The organism is Nocardia sp. NPDC004860 (assembly GCF_040609015.1).
Lineage (GTDB): Bacteria > Actinomycetota > Actinomycetes > Mycobacteriales > Mycobacteriaceae > Nocardia.
In genome coordinates this window covers 114,247-137,703 of the sequence record NZ_JBEXJI010000016.1, presented here as the reverse complement: position 1 = coordinate 137,703, position 23,457 = coordinate 114,247, and the positions used below count along the sequence as shown (strand labels likewise).

General features: G+C 69.7%; 26 protein-coding genes. 13 read left to right on the top strand and 13 right to left on the bottom strand.

Annotated elements, in window-relative coordinates; translation table 11 throughout:
* Genes ABZV44_RS26725 through ABZV44_RS26705 form a run of 5 tightly spaced genes read right to left on the bottom strand, consistent with a single transcriptional unit; the run spans position 1 to position 4,581 of the window.
* The gene (locus ABZV44_RS26725; protein ID WP_354841670.1) at positions 1 to 297 is read right to left on the bottom strand and encodes a hypothetical protein; all 297 of its coding nucleotides are present in this window, start codon (positions 295 to 297) and stop codon (positions 1 to 3) included.
* A gap of 37 nt (positions 298 to 334) precedes the next feature.
* Positions 335 to 1,114, bottom strand: coding sequence for an acetoacetate decarboxylase family protein (locus tag ABZV44_RS26720; RefSeq protein WP_354841667.1), 780 nt, complete (start codon positions 1,112 to 1,114; stop codon positions 335 to 337).
* A gap of 1 nt (position 1,115) precedes the next feature.
* The gene (locus ABZV44_RS26715) at positions 1,116 to 1,916 is read right to left on the bottom strand and encodes an SDR family oxidoreductase (protein ID WP_354841664.1); all 801 of its coding nucleotides are present in this window, start codon (positions 1,914 to 1,916) and stop codon (positions 1,116 to 1,118) included.
* A gap of 14 nt (positions 1,917 to 1,930) precedes the next feature.
* Complete coding sequence (locus ABZV44_RS26710; protein ID WP_354841662.1) at positions 1,931 to 3,172, bottom strand: NADH:flavin oxidoreductase/NADH oxidase family protein; 1,242 nt, start codon at positions 3,170 to 3,172, stop codon at positions 1,931 to 1,933.
* Positions 3,173 to 3,207: 35 nt separating this feature from the next.
* Complete coding sequence (locus tag ABZV44_RS26705; protein WP_354841659.1) at positions 3,208 to 4,581, bottom strand: NAD(P)-binding domain-containing protein; 1,374 nt, start codon at positions 4,579 to 4,581, stop codon at positions 3,208 to 3,210.
* 108 nt (positions 4,582 to 4,689) lie between these two features.
* On the opposite strand from ABZV44_RS26705, the gene ABZV44_RS26700 reads away from it, so the two are divergent.
* The 4 genes from ABZV44_RS26700 (at position 4,690) to ABZV44_RS26685 (ending at position 7,854) form a co-directional block, all read left to right on the top strand.
* Positions 4,690 to 5,322, top strand: coding sequence for a TetR/AcrR family transcriptional regulator (locus tag ABZV44_RS26700; protein WP_354841656.1), 633 nt, complete (start codon positions 4,690 to 4,692; stop codon positions 5,320 to 5,322).
* A 163-nt stretch (positions 5,323 to 5,485) separates the two neighbouring features.
* Positions 5,486 to 6,961, top strand: coding sequence for an AIM24 family protein (locus ABZV44_RS26695; RefSeq protein ID WP_354841823.1), 1,476 nt, complete (start codon positions 5,486 to 5,488; stop codon positions 6,959 to 6,961).
* An 87-nt stretch (positions 6,962 to 7,048) separates the two neighbouring features.
* Positions 7,049 to 7,366, top strand: a complete 318-nt coding sequence (locus ABZV44_RS26690) for a hypothetical protein (protein WP_354841654.1) — start codon at positions 7,049 to 7,051, stop codon at positions 7,364 to 7,366.
* Entirely contained in the window at positions 7,273 to 7,854 is a 582-nt protein-coding gene (locus ABZV44_RS26685) for an N-acetylmuramoyl-L-alanine amidase-like domain-containing protein (RefSeq protein WP_354841651.1), read from the top strand. The genes ABZV44_RS26690 and ABZV44_RS26685 overlap by 94 nt, the downstream gene beginning before the upstream one ends.
* A gap of 11 nt (positions 7,855 to 7,865) precedes the next feature.
* Here the strand turns inward: ABZV44_RS26685 and ABZV44_RS26680 are convergent, their stop codons facing one another.
* The 4 genes from ABZV44_RS26680 to ABZV44_RS26665 are packed head-to-tail and all read right to left on the bottom strand — an operon-like array spanning position 7,866 to position 11,612.
* Positions 7,866 to 8,657, bottom strand: a complete 792-nt coding sequence (locus tag ABZV44_RS26680; RefSeq protein ID WP_354841648.1) for a DeoR/GlpR family DNA-binding transcription regulator — start codon at positions 8,655 to 8,657, stop codon at positions 7,866 to 7,868.
* Positions 8,654 to 9,478 (bottom strand): carbohydrate ABC transporter permease, encoded by an 825-nt coding sequence (locus tag ABZV44_RS26675; protein WP_354841645.1) that lies wholly within the window; start codon positions 9,476 to 9,478, stop codon positions 8,654 to 8,656. Before ABZV44_RS26675 ends, ABZV44_RS26680 begins: the two co-directional genes overlap by 4 nt.
* Positions 9,475 to 10,374 (bottom strand): sugar ABC transporter permease, encoded by a 900-nt coding sequence (locus tag ABZV44_RS26670; RefSeq protein WP_354841642.1) that lies wholly within the window; start codon positions 10,372 to 10,374, stop codon positions 9,475 to 9,477. The genes ABZV44_RS26675 and ABZV44_RS26670 overlap by 4 nt, the downstream gene beginning before the upstream one ends.
* The gene (locus ABZV44_RS26665) at positions 10,371 to 11,612 is read right to left on the bottom strand and encodes an extracellular solute-binding protein (protein ID WP_354841639.1); all 1,242 of its coding nucleotides are present in this window, start codon (positions 11,610 to 11,612) and stop codon (positions 10,371 to 10,373) included. Before ABZV44_RS26665 ends, ABZV44_RS26670 begins: the two co-directional genes overlap by 4 nt.
* Positions 11,613 to 11,770: 158 nt before the next feature.
* On the opposite strand from ABZV44_RS26665, the gene ABZV44_RS26660 reads away from it, so the two are divergent.
* From ABZV44_RS26660 to ABZV44_RS26635, 6 genes are all read left to right on the top strand, one after another.
* Complete coding sequence (locus ABZV44_RS26660) at positions 11,771 to 12,724, top strand: sugar isomerase (protein ID WP_354841636.1); 954 nt, start codon at positions 11,771 to 11,773, stop codon at positions 12,722 to 12,724.
* Positions 12,725 to 12,737: 13 nt separating this feature from the next.
* Positions 12,738 to 13,676, top strand: coding sequence for an ROK family protein (locus ABZV44_RS26655; RefSeq protein WP_354841633.1), 939 nt, complete (start codon positions 12,738 to 12,740; stop codon positions 13,674 to 13,676).
* On the top strand, positions 13,673 to 14,830 hold the full coding sequence (locus ABZV44_RS26650; RefSeq protein WP_354841630.1) for an N-acetylglucosamine-6-phosphate deacetylase: 1,158 nt from the start codon (positions 13,673 to 13,675) through the stop codon (positions 14,828 to 14,830). The genes ABZV44_RS26655 and ABZV44_RS26650 overlap by 4 nt, the downstream gene beginning before the upstream one ends.
* A complete protein-coding gene (locus ABZV44_RS26645; RefSeq protein ID WP_354841627.1) occupies positions 14,827 to 15,765 on the top strand; it encodes a hexose kinase in 939 nt (312 codons plus the stop codon). The genes ABZV44_RS26650 and ABZV44_RS26645 overlap by 4 nt, the downstream gene beginning before the upstream one ends.
* Entirely contained in the window at positions 15,762 to 16,619 is an 858-nt protein-coding gene (locus ABZV44_RS26640) for a class II fructose-bisphosphate aldolase (RefSeq protein WP_354841625.1), read from the top strand. Before ABZV44_RS26645 ends, ABZV44_RS26640 begins: the two co-directional genes overlap by 4 nt.
* A 63-nt stretch (positions 16,620 to 16,682) precedes the next feature.
* Positions 16,683 to 18,335 carry a sulfatase-like hydrolase/transferase gene (locus ABZV44_RS26635; RefSeq protein ID WP_354841622.1) on the top strand — a complete coding sequence of 551 codons (1,653 nt, stop codon included), beginning with the start codon at positions 16,683 to 16,685 and terminating at the stop codon, positions 18,333 to 18,335.
* Here the strand turns inward: ABZV44_RS26635 and ABZV44_RS26630 are convergent.
* The 4 genes from ABZV44_RS26630 to ABZV44_RS26615 form a co-directional block, all read right to left on the bottom strand.
* Entirely contained in the window at positions 18,322 to 19,170 is an 849-nt protein-coding gene (locus ABZV44_RS26630; protein WP_354841619.1) for an NAD(P)H-binding protein, read from the bottom strand. The genes ABZV44_RS26635 and ABZV44_RS26630 overlap by 14 nt on opposite strands.
* Before the next feature lie 11 nt (positions 19,171 to 19,181).
* Positions 19,182 to 20,186 (bottom strand): saccharopine dehydrogenase NADP-binding domain-containing protein, encoded by a 1,005-nt coding sequence (locus ABZV44_RS26625; protein WP_354841616.1) that lies wholly within the window; start codon positions 20,184 to 20,186, stop codon positions 19,182 to 19,184.
* 163 nt (positions 20,187 to 20,349) lie between these two features.
* The gene (locus ABZV44_RS26620; RefSeq protein WP_354841613.1) at positions 20,350 to 21,081 is read right to left on the bottom strand and encodes a DJ-1/PfpI family protein; all 732 of its coding nucleotides are present in this window, start codon (positions 21,079 to 21,081) and stop codon (positions 20,350 to 20,352) included.
* Positions 21,082 to 21,096: 15 nt separating this feature from the next.
* Complete coding sequence (locus tag ABZV44_RS26615; RefSeq protein WP_354841611.1) at positions 21,097 to 22,053, bottom strand: GlxA family transcriptional regulator; 957 nt, start codon at positions 22,051 to 22,053, stop codon at positions 21,097 to 21,099.
* A gap of 139 nt (positions 22,054 to 22,192) precedes the next feature.
* Here ABZV44_RS26615 and ABZV44_RS26610 point away from each other — a divergent pair, with 139 nt between their 5' ends.
* The 3 genes from ABZV44_RS26610 to rplL are packed head-to-tail and all read left to right on the top strand — an operon-like array spanning position 22,193 to position 23,453.
* Complete coding sequence (locus ABZV44_RS26610; RefSeq protein WP_354841609.1) at positions 22,193 to 22,576, top strand: thioesterase family protein; 384 nt, start codon at positions 22,193 to 22,195, stop codon at positions 22,574 to 22,576.
* Positions 22,576 to 23,028 carry a thioesterase family protein gene (locus ABZV44_RS26605; RefSeq protein ID WP_354841606.1) on the top strand — a complete coding sequence of 151 codons (453 nt, stop codon included), beginning with the start codon at positions 22,576 to 22,578 and terminating at the stop codon, positions 23,026 to 23,028. Before ABZV44_RS26610 ends, ABZV44_RS26605 begins: the two co-directional genes overlap by 1 nt.
* Positions 23,029 to 23,069: 41 nt before the next feature.
* Positions 23,070 to 23,453 carry a 50S ribosomal protein L7/L12 gene (gene rplL / locus ABZV44_RS26600; RefSeq protein WP_354841604.1) on the top strand — a complete coding sequence of 128 codons (384 nt, stop codon included), beginning with the start codon at positions 23,070 to 23,072 and terminating at the stop codon, positions 23,451 to 23,453.
* Positions 23,454 to 23,457: the final 4 nt, after the last annotated feature.

The following is a 23,457-nucleotide window of genomic DNA, read 5'->3' as shown; positions in this document are numbered from 1 at the left end:
TCAGCCGTGCCGGATGGCGCGGTGGGTGAACGTGGGCGAGGTGCCGGGATTGAGTAGTGCACCGGTCAGTTCGCTGGAGGGGAAGATCTGGGCGATCAGCGAAAACGCCATCCCCACGGAATGTCTCACGCCGCAGCGGAAGTCCGGTGCGGCCGTGCGAGCGACGCGCAGCCGGGGACCGAAACCGCCGCGTGCGGACAGGGCCTTGTCGAAGGTGTCGATCCGGGCGAACGGCGCGGTGGTGGCCGGGCGCGGAATGGCGAGCGGCTCGGTGACGAGACGTTCGGCGATGCTCATGCGAGCCTCCTGGGGGGCACGGTCGATGGTACGGCGGTCACAGGATCCGGGGCCGCATGCGAGTGAGGCCGAACAGCGGGGTGAGGGGACGCAGCGGAATCGGAGGTACCCACACGCCCAGCAGGTCGACCCGGTGCAGGCGGGCTTCGATGACCCGGCCGATACCCATCTGGTCGAGGGGATCGCGTTCGGATCCGTGCACTTCCAGCCGGAAGTCCTCGATGCGGCGGACCTCGACGACGCTCTCGCGCGGGGTGAAGGCCACCAGCCAGGACGGGAACAGCCCGGCGAGCCCCACGACATTGCGGTGCGGGCGGGCCAGGATGGGCGGCGGATCGGTGATGACCTCGCCGAGTCGCCCGTTCATGCTGAGCAGTTTGTGCCCGCGACGGGTGGCCTCCGCACGGATCTCGGTGTCGGTGACCGACCAGTCGACCTCGCCCAGCTTCTTCGGATAGCCGAGCAGTTCGCGGCCGATGATCAAGGCCACGTCGTCGTCGAGAATCATCCACGGGCAGTGGATTCCGGTGCCCTGCATTGTCTTCACGTGGACGAACACACCGGCTTCGTGGTACCCGGGCGACTCGAAATTGTTGTCCGGGAAGCAGGCGGTGAACAGATCGGCGCGGGCCGGCTCGGCGAGCCGGACCCCGGCGGGCAGCCATTGCCGCATGCGGTCGGGATCGACTTCGACCGTCGCGCTGAAGTAGTGGGCGTCCCGGTACAGGCTGCGGCGCGGATCGCCCATGGCCAGCACGCGGCGCAGGTCGCCGCCGAGGGATCGGCCCAGGGTCCGGATGGCGGGTTCCCAGACCATGTCACTTCGCCTTTCGATAGACGGTGCGCAGGATCGGACCGATCAGCGCACGCGGGGCGTACTGGCCGCCGACCGTCTGGACCTTGGCGAAAGCACCCGGCACTACGCGGCGGCGTCCCGCGGCCAGGCCCGAAATCGCTTCGCGCGCCGCCTGTTCCGCACTCACCCAGAGCGGGCCCGGGACCAGCTTGTCCAGGTTCGGGACCTCGGCGACCTCGGTGTACTCGGTGCGTACCGGGCCGGGCGCGAGCAGGGTGCAGGTCACACCGGTGCCTGCCAGCTCGGAGTGGAGTGATTCGGCGAGGGTATTGGCGAACGCCTTGGTGGCGGCGTAGGTGGCATTGCCCGGGCCGGGCTGGTTGCCCGCGGTGGATCCGGTGATCAGGATCGCGCCGGCGCCGCGTTCCACCATGGCGGGCAGCACCGCCAGCGTGAGGTCGTGCACGGCAACGGAATTCAGCTCGACCTGCTGATGCTCGCGGGCCGGGCTCGCGCTCGCCAGGTCGCCGTAGGTGGCGAAGCCGGCGTTGTTGCAGAGCACGGCGATGTCGCGGCAGGCCAGTTCATCGCACAGTTTCGAACGCTCGCCGCGCTCGGACAGGTCGACGGCACGGATCTCGGCCTCGATGCCGTGGCGGGCGCCGAGCCGGTCGGCCAGCTCGCGCAGCCGGTCTTCGCGACGGGCCACCAGGAGCAGCGAATGCCCCAGGCGGGCGAGCTCTTCGGCCAGGGCGACGCCGATACCGGAGGACGCTCCGGTGACGACGGCCCGGGAGGTGGGTGTTGGAGTGGGCAGGCTCATCGTTGGCTCCTCGATCAGAACTGGGTCAGTGCGCGGGCGGTCACGGTCATCCCGGCAGCGACCAGGGTGCGCAGCGCGCCCGGACCGCTCACCTGCTTCTCACCGGCGGCGATGCGGCGGAAATTCGCCGCGTGCCAGGCGAGTTGGAGGTAGGAGTTGACGGGCGCGAGGGGTAGCGGGATACGGGGCGCAGTCGGGAGCACCACCGGTTCCGCGGTGCCCTCCAGCAGGTCGGCGGCGATATCCGGGCGCACGGCGAACGGGCGGCCCAGCCCGATCACGTCGACCGCGCCCCGGGCCAGCACCTCGTTCATGAAGTCCTGGGTGCGGATGCCGCCGGTCAGCATGAGCGGCATCCTCGAGCGGGCGCGCAGTTGCTCGGCGTAGCGCAGGAAGTACGCCTCACGCTCGCGGGTGCTGTCCTGCACCACACCGGTCATGGCCGGGGCCTCGTAATTGCCGCCGGAGATCTCCAGCAGATCGATTCCCGCCTGCTCGAGCGCGAGCGCCACGTCCAGCGATTCGTCTTCTTCCAGCCCCCTACGCTGGAAATCGGCCGAGTTCAGCTTCACCGAGAGAATCGCCGTCGGACCGATGGCCTCTCGTACATCGGCGATCACCTCGAGCAGGAAGCGGCGGCGATTCTCCGGGTTGCCGCCGTACCCGTCGGCGCGTTGATTGGCCAGCGGAGACAGGAACTGCGACAGCAGATAGCCGTGCGCGGCGTGCACCTGCACACCCGAGAAGCCCGCCGCCACAGCCAGTTCCGCGGTACGGGCGAAACGGCGGCGCAGATCCGCGATGTCCGCGACCGACAGGGCGCGCGGTTTGCGCAGGTTGTACCCGATCACCTGGGGACGCAGCGCCGACGGGCCGACCGGGCGGCGGTGCAGCGGACCGACCGCCACCCGGCCCGGGTGATTGATCTGCATGAGCATCACCGCGCCCGCACGGGAACCCGCCCGTGCCCAATTGCTCACGGACTCCAAGCGCCGGTCGTCCTCGAGGGTCACATTGCGGGGTTCGACATAGGCGCGGCGATCGATCATGACATTGCCGGTGATCAGCAGTCCGGCGCCGCCGCGGCCCCACGCGCTGTAGAGGCGGGTCAGGGTCTGGCCGGGCCCGCCGTCGATATCGCCGAGCTGCTCGCTCATGGCGGCCTTGGCCAGCCGGTTGGGCAGTGTCACGCCGCAGGGCAGCGTGAGCGGACTGCCCACGGCGACGATGCGGGGGGCGCGGGTCTTGGGTGGCATGAATGACTCCTGGTGTCGCGGAAGGGAATCGGAGGTCAGGCGATGCGCCGGGCGGCGGCGAGGATCGGGCGCAGGACGGCGCGCGGCAGGTCGCGCACCGGGCTCGGCGGTGGTGACACGTCGGCGGCGGTCGCTCCGGGCAGCAGGGTGAGCAAGGTTGACAGTTGGGTCATGGCGCGCACCAGGAACCGGCCCCGCAGCACCTCCCATCGCAATTCCGGTCCGCCCGCGAGGATCTCGCCGGACGGCTCGGCGATGCGGGCGTAGAGGTCGCCGAGCGGAGTGCGCAGGCGCTGTTGCAGCAGCGCGCATTCGGCGAGCAGGCGGGAGGCGTTCATGAGCAGCATGCCCGCGCCCGATCGGGGTGCGACCAGACCGGCGAAGTACAGGTTGGCCAGGCCGGGTGCGAAGCTGTGCGCGACCAGCCGGGGCTGGCCGCGGTCCCACTCGAGCAGGCCCTCGCGCAGGAATGGGAAGGTCGTCCGGAATCCCGTCGCCCAGACGATGGTGTCGTATTCACCGCTGGTGCCATCGGTGAAATGCACCGCGCGGCCGTCGAATCGGGCGATCTCCGGCCGGACCGCGATGCGGCCGTGCTTGAGGAAATACGGCAGTTGCTGGTTGACCACCAGATCCTGGTCGAAGATCCGGTGGGCGGGCTTCTCCAGCCCGAAGCTGCCGAAGCTGCCCATCCCCAGCGCGACGATCGAGCGGAACACGGCCTCCTGCGCCGGTTTCGGAATCGGCACCGAACCGATGTCGAATCTGCCGCTCGGGATGCCGAAGACGTACTTGGGGATGAACCAGTAGCTGCGGCGCAGCGAGATCTCGGAATTCCCGAACGTGACGGCGGCTTCCACGGCCAGGTCGCAGCTGGAGTTCCCGGCCCCGACCACCAGCACGCGCGGGCCGTCCAGGTCAGCGGGGCGCCTGTAGTGCTTGGAATGGATCTGCTTGCCGGTGAATTCACCCTGGTACGAGGGAATGTTGATGTCCCAGTAGTGGCCGTTGGCGACCACCACGCCGGTGTATTCGCGTACCCCGCCGCCCCCGAATTCGACTCGCCACCCGGCCGTGCCGGACTCGTCCAGCGGCGCGACGTCGGTCACCAGTGCGCCGAATTCGATTCGGTGGTCCAGCCCGAACTCCGCGGCGAAGGCGCGCAGATAGTCGCGCATCTGCGCGGCACTCGGGAAGTCCGGGTAATGGTCCGGCATCGGGTAGTCCGGGTACTCGGTGACGTCCTTCGAGCTGATCAGGTACGTCGAGTCGTACACCCCGTGCGACCAGTTGCCGCCGATGGCATCGGTGGCCTCGACATGGTCGTAGTCCAGGCCGAGATCGGTGAAGGCCTTCGCCACGGCCAGCCCGGTGTACCCGGCTCCGATGATGCAGTAACGACGCGCCATTGCGACCTCCCAGAAAAGCTACAGTCTGTGTAGCTACAGTGAGTGTAGTATTTGCGCAGCGGTGCCGGTTGTCAAGACAGGCCCTGATCAGAGAGGCGGACAGCGAGCATGGCCGAGCGTCGAAACCGGGCGTACGCGCCGCGCATGGCTCCCGAACAGCGACGGGAACAGCTGCTGGACGCGGTCCTGCGCGTGATCGTCGAGCAGGGCATTCACAAGGTGTCCATCGACACGGTGGCGCGGGAGGCGGGTGTCAGCCGGCCGGTGATCTACGGGCTGTTCGAGGATTCCGACGCCCTGCTGCGCGCCTCGTTGGACCGCGAGGAGGCCGCGGCATTGGCGCAGCTGGCTTCCGCCGTGCCGCTGGCCTCCATCGGGGATCCGGTGCGGGCCATGACCGACAGCGTCGAGCATTTCCTGTCCGCGGTGCAGGCCGCTCCGGATCGATGGCGGGCGGTGTTCCAGCTGGTCGATTCCAGCACCCCGACCTTCCGGCGACGGCTGGATCGCGGGCGGCAGGCATTCATCGCGGCGCTGGAAACCTTCGTGCGCGAGGCGGTCCCGGCGGAGCGCGAGGCAGCGGTGGATGTCCAGCTCACCGCTCGCACCATGTATGCGTTGTTCTGGGAGGCGGGGCGGCTGGTGCTGGCCGATCCCGAAGCCTTTCCGCCACAGCGTATTCGTGATTTCGCGGCAACGCTGATCCCGGCGCTGCCCGCGTTCCGGGGCTCAGGCGAGTGAGAGCTGCGGCATCTGGGGGAATACCCGGATGGCCATTGGTTCGGGCATTCGAGAAACTGGATGCTGTGAATCGCCTATTGCCCGCACCGGTCCGCGCCTGCAGTGAGGTGCAGTGGTGACGGCGCTCGCGCGCGGGGAGAATCGACCAGCGCCCGCCGACCGGATGACGGTCACCGTGACCTGCTCCGCCGCAGTCGATGTGTCCGCGCTGCTCCTGGGCGCGAATGGGCGGGTGCGGTCGGACGGGGACTTCATCTTCTTCAACCAACCGGTCGGTCCCGGCGTGGTCTACCGGCACGGCCGCGGGGCCGGGGACATGGTGGACGTCCAGACCTCCGCCCTGCCCGCCGACGTGGATCGAGTCGCCATCACCGCCAGCCTCGACGGCAGCGGGCCCGCCACCTTCGCCGCCGCCGGGACGCTCACCGCCGCCATCGGATCCCCCGCGGGCACACTGACTTTCCCGATGAACGGCCTGACCAGCGAGGCAGCCGTCGTCTGCGTGGAGATCTACCGCCGCGGCGACGCCTGGAAGGTGCGCGCGGTCGGCCAGGGCTACGACAACGGCCTGGCCGGACTGGCCGAAGCCTTCGGCGTGACCATCGACGACGACCCCGAGCCGCCGGTGCAGGCCCCGCCCGCCCCTGCGCTTCCGGCGCAGGCCCTCCCGCCGCAATCGGCCGCGCCACCCCAGCAGCCGCAACCCGCGCAATACCTGCCGACACAACCCAATCCCGCAGCGCAGCCGATGCCGTTGCCGCCGCCCACCCTGCCGGCCCAGCAATTCCAGCCGCCGGCCGCGCCGCAGCAGATGCCCATGGCCCCGCAGTCTTTCGCGCCGCCGCCCTATCCGCCCGCGGCCCCCGTCCCGAATCATTCCGCGCCACAAGGAGTTCCGTCCGTGCAGAGCGAGCTGTTCCATCCGAATCATGCCGAGGTCAGCGGTTACGGCATTCAGAAGCAGGGCGGCAAGATGATCCGGGTGGCCGTCGACGGGGAGACCCTGGCACGGGCCGGATCGATGGTCGCCTATCAGGGCGAGCTGCACTTCAAGGCGCTCGGGTCGGGTGGGATCGGGCGGGCGATCCAGCAGCGGCTCACCGGTGAGGGCGTGCCGCTCATGCAGGTGTCGGGGCGCGGGGATCTGTTCCTGGCCAATGCCGCCTCCGATGTGCACATCGTGGACCTGGACGGCACCGACGGCCTGACCATCAATGGCGCGAACGTGCTGGCCTTCGACTCCACGCTGTCCTACAACATCCAAAGGGTCCAGGGCGCGGCAGGGTACGCCAGCAATGCGGGCTTCTTCAACTGCGTCTTCACCGGTCGTGGCCGGATCGCCATCACCACCCACGGCTCCCCCGTGGTGCTGAATGTCGACCAGCCGACCTACGCCGATCCGCAGGCCGCGGTGGCCTGGTCGTCGAGCCTGCAGACCGGCATCAAGCGCAATGACTCGTTCGGTTTCAGCCGCCTGATCGGCCGCAGCACCGGCGAGGGCCTGACCCTGTCGTTCTCGGGCCGCGGCTTCGTCATCGTGCAGCCCTCCGAGCTGCCGCCGGGCGGTTTCATCGGCGGCACCGGCGGTGGTCAGGAGGCCGGGCAGTCGGGCGGCATGTTCGGCGGGCTGCTCGGCTGACCTCGCCGTTCGTGGGTCAGACTGTGGCTCAGCGCTCGACGGCGGCTGTTAGGTTCGATCTGCACGTCTCGTTCCGATGGAGGGGTATTGCGCACAGTCACCCGAATCCTGCTGATGCTGGCCACGCTGGTCTCCGCGCTGGCCCTGCTGCCTTCCCAGGCCATGGCCATCCCTGCCGACCCGGCGCTCGACGAGGCCACCTCGCAGCAGCTGGACGAGCTGCTCGCCGTGCGCAACTCGACCACGGGCACCCGGACCGACGCCATCGCCCAGCTCTCCAGCCACTTCCTCGGCACCCCTACGGCGCGAACATGCTCATCGGCTCCGCCACCCAGCCCGAGCAGCTGGTCATCGACTTCCGCCGCGTCGACTGCTTCACCTACCTCGACTACGTGGAGGCCCTGAGCCGCTCCACCACCCGCGCCGACTTCATCCAGAACCTGGTGGCCACCCGCTACGCCGACGGCCAGGTCGAATTCACCCGCCGCAAGCACTTCTTCACCGACTGGGCCACCGTCAACGGCATCGCCGCCACCGACATCACCCCCATCCTCACCCCCGCCGCGATCACCGTCACCAAACACCTCAACGCGAAAGCCGATGGCGGCAACTATCTTCCGGGCATCCCCGTGGTGGACCGCGACATCACCTACATCCCCAGCCGCTCCTTCGACAACGCCGTCATCACCGCCCTCCACACCGGCGACTATCTCGGCGCCTACACCCCCGACGCCGGCCTCGACGTCTCCCACGTGGGCGTCTTCATCAGCACCCCGAACGGCCCGATGTTCCGCAACGCGTCCTCCCTGACCGCCAACAACCAGGTCGTCGACACCCCCCTGACCCAGTACCTCACCACGGTCCCGGGCCTGATCGTGCTGCGCCCGAACTGATTCGGCCGCGCTCAGACCAGGTGGACCTCGACGCCCGCGTCGCGGATGGGGGTGAGGGCGGCGGGGTCGGCGTCGCGGTCGATGACCAGGACGTGGATGGCGTCGATGGGGCAGATGCGGGCGAGGGCGGTGCGGTTCAGTTTGTCGGCGGTGGCGACCGCGATGACGCGGTGGGCGCGGCGGACCATTTCGGCATTGATGCCGGCCTCGTCGAGGTGGCGGCATTGGGCGCCGCCCTCGGCGGAGATCGCGCCGACGCCGAGAATCACGGTGTCCAGGCGTAATTCGGCCAGCGCCAGGGCGGCCAGGGGGCCGTGGAGTTCGTAGGACTCGCGGCGGGCCAGGCCGCCGAGGCAGATGGTGCGCAGGTGGGGGCGCAGGACCAGTTCGGCGGCGATATTGAGGGCGTTGGTGACGATGGTGAGTTCGTGGTCGGTGGAGGTGGGGAGGTCGGGGCGGCCGGCCAGGGCGCGGGCCACGGCCGTGGTGGTGGTGCCGCCGTTGAGGGCGACCACTTCGGCCGGATCGATCAGGGCCGCAGCGTGTTCGGCGACGCGCTGTTTGGGCTCGTCGGCGCTGCCGCGGTAGCGGGCTGGGAGGTCGTAGGCGACGGCGGTGGCGACGATGCCGCCGTGGGTGCGGGTGGCCAGGCCCTGGTCTGCGAGGGCGGTGAAGTCGCGCCGGATGGTGGCGGGGGAAGCGCCGAGGCGGGCGGCGGCCTCTTCGACCGAGAGGCGGCCGGCGTCGGCGAGCAGTTCCAGCAGGCGATTCCAGCGCCGGGAACGGTCTGCGGGAGCGGTCATTTGACGCTGCCGGCGGTGAGGCCGGCGACCAGGCGCTTCTCGATGAGCGCGAACAGAATCACGACGGGCACGATGCCGACGGTAGAGATGGCGAACACGTATTGCCAAGCCACGTCGTACTGCCCGACGAACTTGGTGAGCGCCACCGATAGCGGCTGATTCTCCGGCGTGGTGAGAATGACCAGGCTGGCTGCGAATTCGTTCCAGCACGAGACGAAGGCGAACACGGTGGCGGTGACGATGCCGGGCCACACCAGCGGCAGACTCACCCGGGTCAGGATCTGCCAGCGGTTCAGCCCGTCCAGCTGGGCGGCCTCCTCCACCTCGACCGGTACCCCGGCGAAGAAGCTGTGCAGGATCCACACCGCGAACGACAGATTGAACGCCCCGTTCACCAGGATCATGGCCAGCCAGGTGTCGTTGATGCCGAGGGTGAAGAACTCGCGGAGCAGGCCGGTCACCAGCACGGTCGGCTGCAGCATCTGGGTGACCAGGACCAGACCCAGGAACAGCGTCTTGCCCGGAAACCGCCGCCGCGCGGTGTAATACGCGGCCGGAATGGCCACCACCAGCACCAGCAGCGTCCCGAACACCGAGATCACCAGGGTGCTCACCAGATTGAACGGCAGCGGCGTCTCCGGCGTGTGCCACATGGTGGCGTAGTTGTCCGGCCGCCACTGCCGCGGCAGGTAGGTCGGCGGGATCCGCAGGATCTCCGAACGCGGCTTCAGCGACCCGAGCACCATCACCAGATACGGCAGCAGGAACACCGCCGCCAGCACCGCGCCGACAGCCGTGAGACCCCACCGCCGCCGGGTCATCGCGCCTCCTCGCCGGCGGGCCGGATCAGCTTCACATAGATCGCGATGATCGCCAGGATCAGCACGAAATTCAGCACGCTCATCGCGGCCGCCGTCGCGACCTGCTGATTCTGCCGAATCAGTTTGAAGGTCAACGTGGTCGTGGTGTCCGCCGAGAAGCCCGCGATGCTGCCGGTCAGCACCTGCAGGATCGGCAGCGAGTTGAACGAGTTGATGATGTTGATGACCGTCGCCACCGCCATGGCCGGACGCAGTTGCGGCAGTGTCAGATACAGGTATCGCTGCCAGGAGCTCGCCCCATCGACCCGCCCCGCCTCATCGATATCGGCCGGAATCGATTGCAGCCCAGCCAGAATCGTGTAGCTAGTGAACGGCACGGACACGAACACCGCCACCCCGATGGCCACCAGGAACGCCGGCCCCGGCTCCTTGGTGAATCCGAAACCCCGGTCCAGCACCCCGATATCGACCAGGAACCGGTTGGCGATCCCCACATCCGGATCCAGCAGGTAGTCGAAGATGGTGGTCGTCATGACCACCGACGCCGCCCACGGCACCAGGATGGCCAGCCGCACCGCCGTCCGCCCCGGGAAGTCCTTGTTCAGGAACTGTGCCAGCCCGGCCGAGAGCACCAGTGTGATCACCACGACCGCTACCACCCACACCACGGTGTGCGCCAGGATCGCGGGCAGCTCGTCGATGGCGAACAGCCTGCGGAAGTTGGCGAATCCGGCCGGGCCGCGGTCGGTCCCGTAGGCGCTCAGGTCGCGGGTCGAAGTCCAGATCATGTACCCGGCCGGGTACGCCACCACCGCCGCGATCAGGACCAGCACAGGGCCGATCCACGGCAACGCGCGCAGCGTGGCCGTGGATCGATGGGAGGCGACGCCCCTCAACTCGCCGCCTGCTGAATCTTCTGCAGCACCGAGGCCGGGTCGCTGCCCTGCGCGATCGTGCCCATCTGCTGCCGGATGGCGCCCTGTGCGGCACCCCATTTCGGGTTGTTGCTCGGATAGAACTTGGCGACCGGGAGGGTGGCGGCGAACGCCTTGGTGACGGGATCGTCGGTGAGCGCGGCCGCACCGCTGGTGGTGATGGGGATGAAGTGCTCGCCGCTGACGAACTTGGCGTAGACGGCCGCGGAGTAGAAGTAGCTGAGGAACTTCTTGATGGCCGCGGCCTTGGTGCCGTCCTTCTTGAAGGCCATCAGGTGGTCGGCCACACCGAGGGTGGACGGGTCGCCGGTCTTGGTCGGCGAGGGCGCGGTGGCGTACTTCAGGCTCGGATTCTTGGCGGCGATCTGGCTGATGGTCGGCGGCAGCCCCTCGATCATGCCGATCTTGCCCTGGATGAACGCGTTGATGACGTCGAGCCGGTTGGTGGCGCCCGGATTCGGTTCGGTCGCACCGGCGTCCGCGATGGCCTTCATGGCCCGCACGCCCTCGAGGTTCTGCGGGGTGTCGACGGTGACCTTGTCACCGTCGGACCAGGTGCCGCCCGCGCCGAAGGTCCAGATCGAGGTCTCGCCCTGGGCTTCCTCGCTGCCCAGCGGCAGCCCGTACCCGGAGACGCCGCCGAGCGCCTGGATCTTCTTGGCGTCGTCGGTGAGCTCCGTCCACGTCCGGGGCGGTACGCCGATGCCCGCCTTGGCGAACAGCTCGGTGTTGTAGAACAGCGTGCGGGTGGAGGCGAAAAGCGGTAGCGCCCACTGGGTTCCGTCGATGGACGCGTTCTTCGCGAAGCCGGGCTGGATGTCGGCGATCACCGCCGGGTCGGCGATATCGGTGGCCGGGTACAGCTGGCCGTCGGTGGCAAAGGTCGAGTAGGCGTCGATGTTCAGGATGTCGGGCGTGGTGCCCTTGGACTGCAGTTTGGTGCGCACCACGTCATTGATCGAATCCCAGGACTCCATCGAGAGTTTGACCTTGACGTCCGGATTGGCCTGCTGGAAATCCGCGATGATGGCGTCCCACTCGGCCTTGGTCCCGTCGCTGTAGGTCGGCGCGAGGAAGGTGAGCGTATTGGGGTCCGAGTCGTCGGATTTGCTCCCGCCGAAACCGCAGGAGGACACCGTCAGCACCAGGCCGGTCAGCAGCGCCACCGAGGAAAGTGCGCCGCGCAGTGGACGTTTCACGACAAGGGCTCCTCAATCTGCACACCCTGCGACTCGAATCGCGGATGATGAATGAAGCGAACGATTCGGTATGTCCGAATCTAACGCGAAGTCTGCTCGAATGTGATCGTTTGACCGGGAAAATTGACAGGAACGATCACTGGGCTGATCCTGGGTACGTGCTGCCCGAGGCAAATCGAATCTCCATCCCCGCAAGCCATCTGGCCGCCGGATCCCATCTCGCCCGCGAAGTGGCCACCCAGCCCGACGACTGGGCCCGCGCCGCGGCCACCGCCGCCGCGCACCGCCACCTGCTGCCCGTTTCGGGCGAACGGGTGGCCGTACTCGGCTGCGGCACCTCGCTGTTCATGGCCCGCGCCTTCGCGGCACTGCGCGAATCCGCCGGGCAGGGGCTCACCGACGCCTGGGCGGCGGGCGATCCGCGGCTGCGCGATCTCGCGGGGATCGGCCGCGGCTACGACCGCTATCTGGTGATCTGCCGGTCCGGCACCACCACGGAGGTGCTGGACGCCATCTCCGTACTGCCCGAGGAAATTCCGCGCACGGTCATCAGCTCCAGCCCCGCCACGCCGGTGCTGGAGTTGGCCGACCCCATCCTCATCGACGAGGTGGACGAGCGGTCGGTGGTCCAAACCCGGTTCGCCACAACGACGCTGGCGCTGCTGCGCTGGCACCTCGGCGAGGATCTGCGCCCAGTGATCGAGCAGGCCCGGGCCGTGCTGGCCGACCACGACCCCGATGCGCTGAACGTTATCCGCCATGCCGAGCAGATCACTTTCGTGGGAATGGATTTCGCCGCCGCGCTCGCCGACGAGGCCGCGCTGAAGCTGCGCGAATCCTGCCGCTCCTGGACCGAGTCCTATCTGTCCACCGAATACCGGCACGGCCCCATCAGCATCGCCGGACCCGGCCGCGCGGTGTGGGCGCTGGGCCCGCAGCCGCCCGGGCTCACGGACGACGTCCGCGCCACCGGAGCGCATGTCGAGCAGCACGACATCGACCCCATGGCCGAGCTGGTGCGAGTGCACCGGCTGTGCCTGCTGCGGGCCGCCGACCTGGGTTTGGACGCCGATCACCCGCGCAACCTGACGCGATCGGTCATCCTGAGCTGATGGGTGTGCCGTGATGGCTGACGCAGCAACGGATCTGGTGCTCGCCGTGGACGTCGGGGGCGGCACCACCAAGGCCGAGATCACCGATGCGGGCGGCGCCGTCCGATGCGCGGCAACCGTCGGGACACCGCACGGCGAGGCCGCCTTCGACGGCATCGAACGGCTCGGCCGCGAGCTGCTGGCGGCCCTGCCGCCGGGCGACCGGCAGCGGGTGGCGCGGGCGGCGGTGGTCCTGCCCGGGCTGGTCGACTCCGATCGCGGCATCGCGGTGTTCAGTAGCAATCTCGGCTGGCGGAATGTGAAGGTGGGCCATCGTTTCGCCGACAGCTGGGGCCTGCCGGTGTTCATCGACCACGACGTGACCGTGGCGGGCTGGGCCGAATGGCGCTTCGGCGCGGGCCGCGGCCTCGACGATGTCTGCGTGCTGATCCTCGGCACCGGCATCAGCGGCACGCTGTCGGTGGGCGGCCGCCTGGTGCGCGCCCCCGCCGGGCAGCTCGGCCTCGCACAGACCGGGGAATACGGCCACATCCCCGTGCGCTACCGCGACGGGCTGCCCTGCCCGTGCGGCAATACCGGCTGCGTCGAGACCGTCGCGTCGGGACCGGCCATCGCCCGCGCCTACGCCGCGCGCACGGGCCGCGAAATCACCGGCGCGGAAACCGTTTTCGCCGCTGTCGATACCGATCCGGCGGCCCGGGCGGTAATCGACGATGCCATCGACGCGCTGGCCGCGGGCCTGCTGGGTGTCGTGCACGCGAGCTGCCCCGAGCTGATCGTGCTCGGTGGCGGCCTGGCCCGCGCGGGCGCGGTCCTCACCGACGGCCTGCACGCCCGGCTCACCGCCCTGCTGCGGGTGGCGCCCGTCCCCCGGGTCACACTGGGCGAGTTCGGTATTCGGGCCGGCCTGATCGGCGCTGCCCACCTGGCGCGGACGGGCGAACTGCGATGAGCGCCCGGCGCGGACTCGAATTGCGCGGCCGGGTGGTGACCCGGGCGGGGGTGCTGGAGGACGGTGTCGTCTCGATCCGGGGCGAGCGGGTGGCCACGGTGCGACCGGCCACCGAATGGGCCACGACCCACCGCGAACTACCGCCCGAATACGCGGGCACGATCGTCCCCGGCCTGGTGGACATCCACACCCACGGCGGTTTCGGCCATCGTTTCGACACCGAGGACCCGGCGGAGGCGCGCGCGGCCGCGGCCTTCCATCACCGGCACGGCTCGACCAGCGTGCTCGCCAGCCTGGTGACCGCGGCGCCCGACACCATGGTGGCCCAGGCCGCCGTGCTGCGGACGCTGGCCGCCGACGGAGCCATCGCCGGCATCCACGTCGAGGGTCCGTTCCTGTCCCGGACCCGCTGCGGGGCACACGATCTCGGCTGTCTCATCGATCCGGATCCCGCGCTGATCGACCGTCTGCTGCGGGCCGCCGAGGGCAGCCTGCGGGTCATGACCCTGGCCCCGGAACGTGCCGGATTCGACACCGCCGCCAAACAATTGGCCGACAGCGGCGTGGTGGTCGCCGTCGGCCACAGCGATTCGACCTTTGCCCGCTTCCGGGCGGCGCTGAGCCCGGAGGGGTCCGCCACCCTGGTCACCCATCTCGCCAATGGCATGCCGCCGCTGCATCATCGGGCGGCCGGGCCGGTGGCGGCGGGCCTGGTCGCGGCGGCCCAGCGGCAGGCCTTCGTGGAGGTCATCGGGGACGGCGTGCACGTCGATTCCGGTTTCGGCGCACTGGTTTTCGCTGCCGCCCCCGACCGCGTGGTGCTGGTCACCGACGCCATGCAGGCCGCGGGCATGCCGGACGGACAGTACCGGCTGGGACCGCGGCCCGTCACCGTGACCGACGGTGTGGCCCGGGTCCCGGGCGGCTCGCTGGCGGGCGGCACCGCGACCCTGCTGCACTGCCTGCGCTGGGCGGTGCGCGAGTGCGGCGTCCCGCTGTACGACGCCGTCGCGGCCGTCACCTCCACCCCCGCCGATGCCACCGGGCTGGATCAGGTCGGCGACCTGCGGCCGGGCCTGTACGCCGACGCCGTGGTGCTCGACGACGACCTGAACCTGCGGCGAGTGCTGCGGCGGGGACGGTGGCTGGCGTGATCCTCACCGTCACCATGAATCCCGCCTACGACCTGACCTACCGGCTCGAACGCCTGGAACGCGGGCGCGCCCAGCGGGTGCTGTCGGTCGAGCAGCGCCTGGGCGGCAAGGGCGTCAATGTCACCCGCATCCTGTACCAGCTCGGCAGCTGCGTGCGGGCAACGGGATTCGCCGACCACACCTTCGCCGCGGTGGCCGCCGCCGAATTCCCCGCCGACTTCGTGCCCGCCCTGCCGTGGGTCCGGCGCACCCTGGTGGTCAGCGAATCCCGCGACGGCACCGCCACCGGCCTGTGGGAGCCGGGCGCGTACGTGCACGAGCCGCACGCCGTGGACCGGCTGCTGGATCGCGTCGCGTTCCTGCTGCCCGAGCTGCGCGGGCTGGTGATCTCCGGATCGCTGCCCGGCGGGGTCGACGACGCGGTGCCCGCCGAGCTGGTGCGCACGGCCGTCGCGGCGGGCGTGCCGGCCGTGTGCGATGTCGACGGTCCGGCACTGAAGCTCGCGGCCACCGTCCCCGGCGTCGTGCTCACCCCCAATCAGGATGAGCTGGAACGTCTCACCGGCGTGGTCGCCGAGACCCCGCGGGCCGTGGCGGCCGCCGCCGGTCCACTGCTGGCGGCCGGTGTCCGCGCCGTGGTCGCCACCCGCGGCCCGGCCGGCGTGGTCGCCGTGACGGTGTCCGGGGCCTGGTCCGCGACACTGCCGGAACCGTTGGCGGGCAATCCGACCGGCGCGGGCGATGCCGCCGCGGCCGCGGTGATCCGCGCGCTGGCGGCCCCGGGCGAGCCGGACTGGCCCGCCCTGCTCACCGATGCCGTCGCGACCTCCGCCGCGGCCGTGGTGATGCCGGTGGCGGGCGAGATCGACCTGACGCTCCGCGACCGCCTCGCCCCCGCCGTCCAGGTCACCGCTATCCCGGAGTCCCACCCGTGACGCTGGTCCCGCTCCCCGAACTGCTCGCCGCCGCCCGTCCCGGCGGACTGGGCGCGTTCAATGTCATCACCCTGGAGCACGCGCAGGCCATCGCCGCCGCGGCCGAGTCCACGAATCGTCCTGCAGTGCTTCAGATTTCGGAGAACACCGTCCACTACCACCGGGGGCTGAAGCCGCTCGCGCACGCCTGCCTGCACCTGGCCGCCGACAGCACCGCCGCCCTCACGGTCCACCTGGACCACGCCACCTCCCGCGAATTGATCACGCAGGCGGTGGAACTCGGCATCACCTCGGTCATGTACGACGGCTCCGCCCTCGACTACGCCGCCAATGTCGAGGCGACCGCTGCCATCACCCACTGGTGCCACGACCGCGGCGTGCACGTGGAGGCCGAGCTGGGCGCGATCGGCGGCAAGGACGGTGCCCACACCCCCGGTGTGCGCACCGATCCCGACGAGGCCGTCGCCTTCGTCTCGTCGACCGGGGTGGACGCCCTGGCGGTGGCGGTCGGCTCCGCCCACGCCATGCGCACCCGCGATGCCGTGCTGGACACCGAGCTGATCGCCGCCCTGGCCGCGAAACTCCCGGTCCCCCTGGTACTGCACGGATCGTCGGGCGTCTCCGACGCCGGCCTGGGCGCGGCCGTCCGGCACGGCATGGCGAAGATCAACATCGCGACCCGCCTGAATATCGCACTGGCCGAATCGGTCCGGTCGACCCTCGCGACACACCCGGACCTCTCCGACCCGCGGCGATATCTGGGCCCCGGCCGGACCGCGATTCAGCACGAGGTCGAGCAGTACCTGCGCGTCCTGTCCCCCGGACGGGGGATGGCGGGTCCCGCGCAGGCGTGACGATCGGCTCGCGGAACTGTCCTACGCTGCCCGGGAATCGCCACTTCGGCAGTAGGAGGCCCCTTGTTCGGCAGACGCGGATTCCTGACGGGAGCAGCGGCATCGGTGACCGCGGCGGTGGCCGCCACGGCGACCGGTCCGGCAGCCCGGGCCCGGGCCGATATGGACCCGGGCAAACCGAACATCCTCGTCGTCATCGTCGACGAGATGCGGGCACCCGCCTGGTTCCCCGATCAGCAGACCCTGGATCAGCTGCTGCCCAATCTGGCTCGCATCCGGCACGGCAGTGTCTCGTTCGAGCAGCACTACACCGCCGCCAACGACTGCACCGCCTCCCGCGGCGCGCTGGTGACCGGGCTCTACAGCCACCAGACCGGCTGCATGGTGGTCTCGGAATCCACGCTGTCCCCGCGCTTCCCGACCTGGGGCTCCATGCTGCGCGAGCAAGGCTACGAGACGACCTGGTGGGGCAAGTGGCATCTGGGCCACTACCCGGACCGCACGCCGGGCGCGCTGGACGCCTACGGGTTCGGCGGCGGCACCTACCCGTCGCCGAACGGCGCGCCGGGGCAAGGGTTGCAGGCCGATCCGAAGATCGTCGACGACTTCGTGGACTGGTTCGAGCACGATTCCGGCGGGTCGCCGTGGTGCACCACGGTGTCGCTGGTGAATCCGCACGACATCCAGTACTGGCCGCGCTGGACCCGCCGGGACCAGGCCAACCTCGACCTGCCGCGCTGGATGGACCAGCTGCCCGGGAATTTCGAATCGCTGGAACAGCTTTCGGCCAAACCGCGGCTGCAGATGGCACTCGTGCAGGCGTCGGTGGTGGCGTTCGGGCTCGCGCCCTACGGCACGCCCGAGGCCACCCAGGCCTGGATCGATATGCGCAACCTGTACCTATGGCTGCAGCAGCAGGTCGACGGGCAGATCGGCCGGGTGCTCGACACGCTGTACTCGCGACCGGACGTCGCCGCCAATACGGTCATCGTGTTCACCTCCGATCACGGCGATTACGCCGGATCGCACGGGTTGCACGGCAAGGGCGGCGGCGCCTACGACGAGGCGGTCCGGGTGCCGCTGTACGTACACGACCCGCGCGGATACCTCAGCCCCACCGATTCCACCAGCGCCCGTACGCAACTCACCTCCAGCGTGGACCTCGCGCCCCTGCTGCTGACCATCGCCACCGGCGGCGCTGACTGGCGGGCCGGGGATCGCTACGAGCATCTGCGCGGCCGCCTGGACCTGGCCGCTCTGTGCCGCAATGCCTCCGCCGCCGGACGCCCGTGGATCGCGCACACCACCGACGAGTCCACCATCGAGGAGGCGGCGATCCTGTTCGACCACAACGCGCCCGGCCACGTGGCCATGGTGCGCACGGCCGACGCCAAGTTCGCCTCCTACTCGAAATGGCTGGACGGCCGCATCCAGATCGACACGTCGTCCGAGCAGGAGTTCGAGCTCTACGACTACTCCACCGAGAACGGCCGCCTGGAGCTCGACAATCAGGCGGCGAGCGGAAATCCGCTGCGGGACACCATGGCACAGCTGCTGGCGCAGGCCATCGACACCGAGATCCAGCAGCCGCTGCCCGGGTACCTGAAGGACGCCCAGGAGCAGGGCATCGACGACTATGTGCAGTCCAACCGCAGCATCGCCACGCGCGCCGAGCGCCTGGGCAACTTCCTGGAGGACTTCCTCACGCCGAAGTGACGAACTCGCGCAGGGTGATCGGCGGGTGGCCGGTGAACCGCTCGATGGATTCGGTCACGCGGAAGAGCTCGTGACCGGATCCGATGGCGGCGAACATGGTCCACAGGTGGGTCAGGTGCTCGACGGCCACCGCGTCGCGGTAGACGGTCATGGCCCACTCCGACCACTCCGCCGGATCGACGTTCCGGTAGGGGACGCCGAACAATTCGGCGGCCTCGCCGACGGTCATGATCTCGCCCGCCAGCCACAGCACCGGATCCACCGGGCCCTCGGTGCGCAGCACGCCCGCACCGACCCCGGCCACATCCGCGCCCGCGATGAGCGGCAGCACGGTGTCGGGCGAGCCGAGCGGCAGCGCCAACTCCCCCCGGTCGCCGATGGCCACCCGCAGGTTCTCGTAGAACACCGCCGCGCGCAGGTGCACCGCGCCGATGCCGGCGGTGTCGAGCACCTGTTCCGCCACCCAGTGCCGCCGCATGTGCGGGGTGCCCGCCTGCGGATCGGAGCCGAGCTGTGACGTCGCGACCACGCGCTGCAGCCCAGCCTGACGGCCGACGGCCGCGAGAACCGCGGTGGCGTCGAGCATTCCGGCGGTCACCGGATAGGTGAAATAAGCCCGGCGCACACCCTGCAGGGCGGGTGTCACGGCGGTGATCTCGCGCAGATCGCCGACGACGACCTCCGCGCCGAGATCCTTCAGCTCGGCCGCCCGGCCGTCATCGCTGTGCACGAAGGCACGCACCGGCAGGCCCGCGCGCATCAGGGTTTCGGCGACCAGCCTCCCGGTACCGCCCTGGCTTCCGCCGGCCGCGCCGGTGACGAGAATCGGTTCCATTGCTCTGCTCCTCACGCCGTCGCCGGCAACCGCAGTTCGAAGGCCCCGCGCGCGGCGAGGCCGGTCAGGAAGTCCACGGCGTCGAAAGCCTCACCGGGACTGGCGACTCCGCTCTTGGCGCCGCCGTCGGTGAGCCGCACCGCGGCTTCCACCGAAGCCAGCGCGGCCGCCGACCACAGGTCCCGGCCGGTCAGCGTCCCGGCCGCGGAGCCGCCGGGCGCGAGAACCTGTGCGGCGATCATGAATTCGCTCGCCGCGCGAGCGGCCGCGTCCACCTGCTCACTGGCGAAGGCCTGCTCCTCCTCGAAGGTGCGCGAGGTCAGCTGCGCCTCCACCGCTCTGGTGCGGGTGTGCCGGGGCACCGTGACCGCTTCCGGGAACGGCACCGGCGCGATCATGGGCCGCGGCCCGACCGGCGGCGGGAACGCGAAGATCGCCTGTCGCGGTTCCACGAATCCGTACCGCTGCTCGCCGTCCTCGTAGCCGATGCGATCGGTGTCGGCGAACAGCAGCCGCGCGGTCTCCACCGCGCCGTGGGTCATCATCCAGTTGGTGACGTGGTAGGCCACCGTGATCCGGTCGATGTCGGGGATCCCGCGTGCGACCGCACCGGCCAGTAGATCACCCAGTCCCCCATAGAAACTCACGCTCGGCAGCATGGTGATACCGGCGCGCTGCGCGGGTTCGGTGAAGCTGTCGAACAGCCGCTCGACGTGGTGTACCTCCACCGCGTGATCGACATAGTGGCAACCGCCCTCGACGGCGGCGGTGGCGACCGGCAGTCCGGTGGTGGCGAAGGGCCCCGCGCAGTGGATGATCACGTCGGCGGCCTCGGCCAGCGCCCGCAGTGCCGCCGGATCATCCAGCGCGGCGGGCATCACCCGCGAATAACCAAGGGCAGCCAGAGCATCCGGATCCCGCCCGGACACCACCACCTCTTTTCCCCGTGCGGTGAGATCAGCGGCGACCAGGCGACCGGTGTGACCGGTGGCCCCATAGATGGCGAATACGGTCATGAAAGATCAACTCTTTTGACTCGACGGATAATTCGAACGTCAGTTCACGTATATAGACTGCCGCGCCGACGAAAAGTCATCGCTCGTCGCCGGGGAATTTCGAGTCCGGTCGTCGCGCAGTGGTCGCCGAGCATTTCGGTCACCCTTCCGGCGGTAGGGGAAGTCAGCGCTTGGCGGCGGCGCGTTCCCGCATGCGGTTGAGGGTCAGTCGCCAGAAGGTGGTGGCCAGATCGACCGGAAGGCGGGGCGTGGCGGCGCGTTTGGTCATCTCCAGGCGCGCCTTGCGCATGATCTCGGCGGGCGCCTTGTCCGGGTGACCGGTGTCGAACGGCGGGTGCGGGTCGTATTCGATGCAGAGCTGAGTCATCTGCGCGACCTGCTCCCCCGCGATCCGGCCGACCAGCCACAGCCCGAGGTCGATTCCGGCGGAAACCCCGGCGGCGGTGACGATCTTGCCGCTGTGCACGATCCGGTCGTGCGGGCGCGACTCGGCCCCGAACGCGGCCAGCGCGGGCTGGGCGGCCCAGTGCGTGGTGGCGGGATGACCACGCAGGATGTCCGCGGCGGCCAGGATCAGCGCACCGGAACAGACCGAGGTGGTCCACTGTGTGTTCGGGTGCACGGCCCGCAGCCACTCGATGAGCTCGCGATTGGCCATGGCCTCGGTGGTCGCGGCCTCGGATCCGCCGACCAGCACCAGATCCGGTGCGGGCGTCTCGGCGAAGGTGTGGGTCGCGCCCAGCGCCAGCACTCCGCTGTCGGAGACGATGGGTCCGACTTCGTTGGAGACGAACCGCAATTCGCTGTCCGGAATCATCCGCAGCACCTCGTACGGCCCGATCGCGTCCAGCACGGTCATACCCGGGTAGAGCACAATGGCGATCTGGAATGTCATGGGACACTCCCCCTTTCAGAATGTGGTGAACCGGGCGCGGTACTCGCCCGGCGGTATGCCCAGCTGGCGGTGGAAGATTCGGTACAGGGTCTCGGGGCTCCCGAGCCCGACGGCGGCGGCGATCCGGTCCATGGGCTGGTCGGTGGTCTCCAGCAGGCGCCGGGCCGCGGCCACGCGGACCTGCTCGACATAGCGGGCGGGGGTGGTCCCGGTCTCGCCCGCGAAGACTCGGGAGAAATGCCGGATGCTCATGCCGACCCGCCCGGCCAGCGCGGGCAGCGAGAGATCCGCCTCCGGATTCTCCTCCATCCAGACCTGGAGCGCCCGCAGCGAATTCCGCTTGGGCGGGTTGGCCGCGAGCGGCGCGCTGAACTGGCTCTGCCCGCCCGGCCGGTGCAGGTACACCACCATCCAGCGCGCCACCTCGCGCGCCAGGTCCGGCCCGTGGTCGGCGGCCACGATGGCCAGCGCCAGGTCGATGCCCGCGGTCACCCCGGCCGAGGTCCACATCGGCCCATCGCGCACATAGATGCGGTCGGGTTCGGTGGTGATGGCCGGGAACTGCTCGGCCAGCAGCTCGCCGCCCGCCCAGTGCGTGGTGGCGCGGCGACCGTCCAGCAGTCCGGCCCGGGCCAGCAGGAAGGTGCCCGAGCACACCGAGCCCACCCGATCCGAGCCGGCGGCCAGCCGCCGGATGCCGGTCACCAGCTCGGCGTCCCCGGCCGCGGCCCATACGGTCAGCCCGCCCACCACGAGCAGCGTGTCGAGCGGTCCGTCCCAGGTGCCGAGCCCGTGCGCCGCGGTCACCTCGATGCCGCACGAGGAACGCACCGGACCGGCCTGCGCGGCGGCCAGTTCGACCCGGTAGCCCGGAGTCGCGCCGAGCGCGGCCGCCCCGGTGAACACGTCGGCGGGCCCGGCGAGATCGGTCAGCTGGAACCCGTCGAAGACCACGATCAGCACCACCCGCATGCCTTCAGCCTGCGGTCTCCGCCCCAATGGCGTCAATGACACGACTCTGGCAGATTCGGCCATCCGGCACTGGCCCGGAGGTTGCCGCCCCGAATTGGCATGAGCTGAATCACCTCGGCACGCTTGATATGAATGCGGGGTGGCCCGACACCTTTTCCTGTGCCCCCTGCGGTGGTCCGACATGGACGCCGACGGGCATGTGCACAATGCGGCGCACCTGCGCTACCTGGAGGAATCCCGGATCGACCTGTTCTGGACGCGGGGTTTCGGCGGCGCCAATGTGGTCGCGCAGATGGACATCGACTACCTGACGCCGCTGCGCTACCGCCAGGAACCGGTGCGGGTGGAGACCTGGGTGACCAAGATCGGCACCTCGTCGTTCGCGCTGCAGCAGGAGATCCGGGACGAGGACGTGGTGTACTCCACGGCCGTGTGCACCATGGTCGCCTTCGACCCGGCCACCCAGAGGTCGCGCCCACTGCCCGAGGATCAGTGCCACCTGCTGAAGGATCTGGGAGCCTGATGCACACCTACGACATCCAGCTGCGCCGCACCGACATCGACGCGCAGCAGCACCTCAACAATGTGGTGTTCGCCCAGTACCTGGATGAGGCCCGCTCGGATCTGCTGGGCCGCTACGAGTCTCTCGCGGGTAGCCACGAATCCCTGCCGGGTAGCCACGAATCTCTGCCGGCTAGCCACGAATCCGGCGGCGCCCCGTGGCGGGTGGTGGTCGCGGGCCAGCGCCTGGCCTATCGCATGCCGCTGCTCTTCCGGGCCGCGCCGGTCACCGTGACCTCGGTCGTGGAACGCATCGGCACCACCTCGTTCACCCTGGCCCACGAGGTCCGCGACGCCGAATACCTGTATCTCTCCGCCACTTCCACGCTGGTCGCCATCGACGGCGGCGCGCCACGCCCGCTGACACGCGGGGAACGCGAATATCTGATGACCTTGGCGGCCCCGCCCGCTTAGACTTGTTCGTATCGCCTGGTCAGCGTTGCAAGGGGTACATCATGGCCAAGATGACCATTGTCGAGTTGCTCGACGTTTTCAAAGGTATGACGCTGCTGGAGCTTTCGGAGTTCCTGAAGGCGTTCGAGGAGGAGTTCGGTGTCACCGCCGCGCCGCCCGTGGCCGTCCAGGCCGTGGCGGACGCGCCGCCGGCCGAGGCCGCGGACGAGCAGAGCGAGTTCGATCTCATCCTGGAATCCTTCGGGGACAAGAAGATTCAGGTCATCAAGGCCATGCGGGAGATCATTCCCGGCCTCGGCCTCAAGGAGGCCAAGGACCTGGTCGAGGCGGCCCCCAAGGCGGTCCTGGAGAAGGTCGACAAGGATGCCGCCGAGGCGGCCCGGATCAGGCTCGAGGCCGCCGGGGCCCGCGCCGCCCTCCGCTGATCAC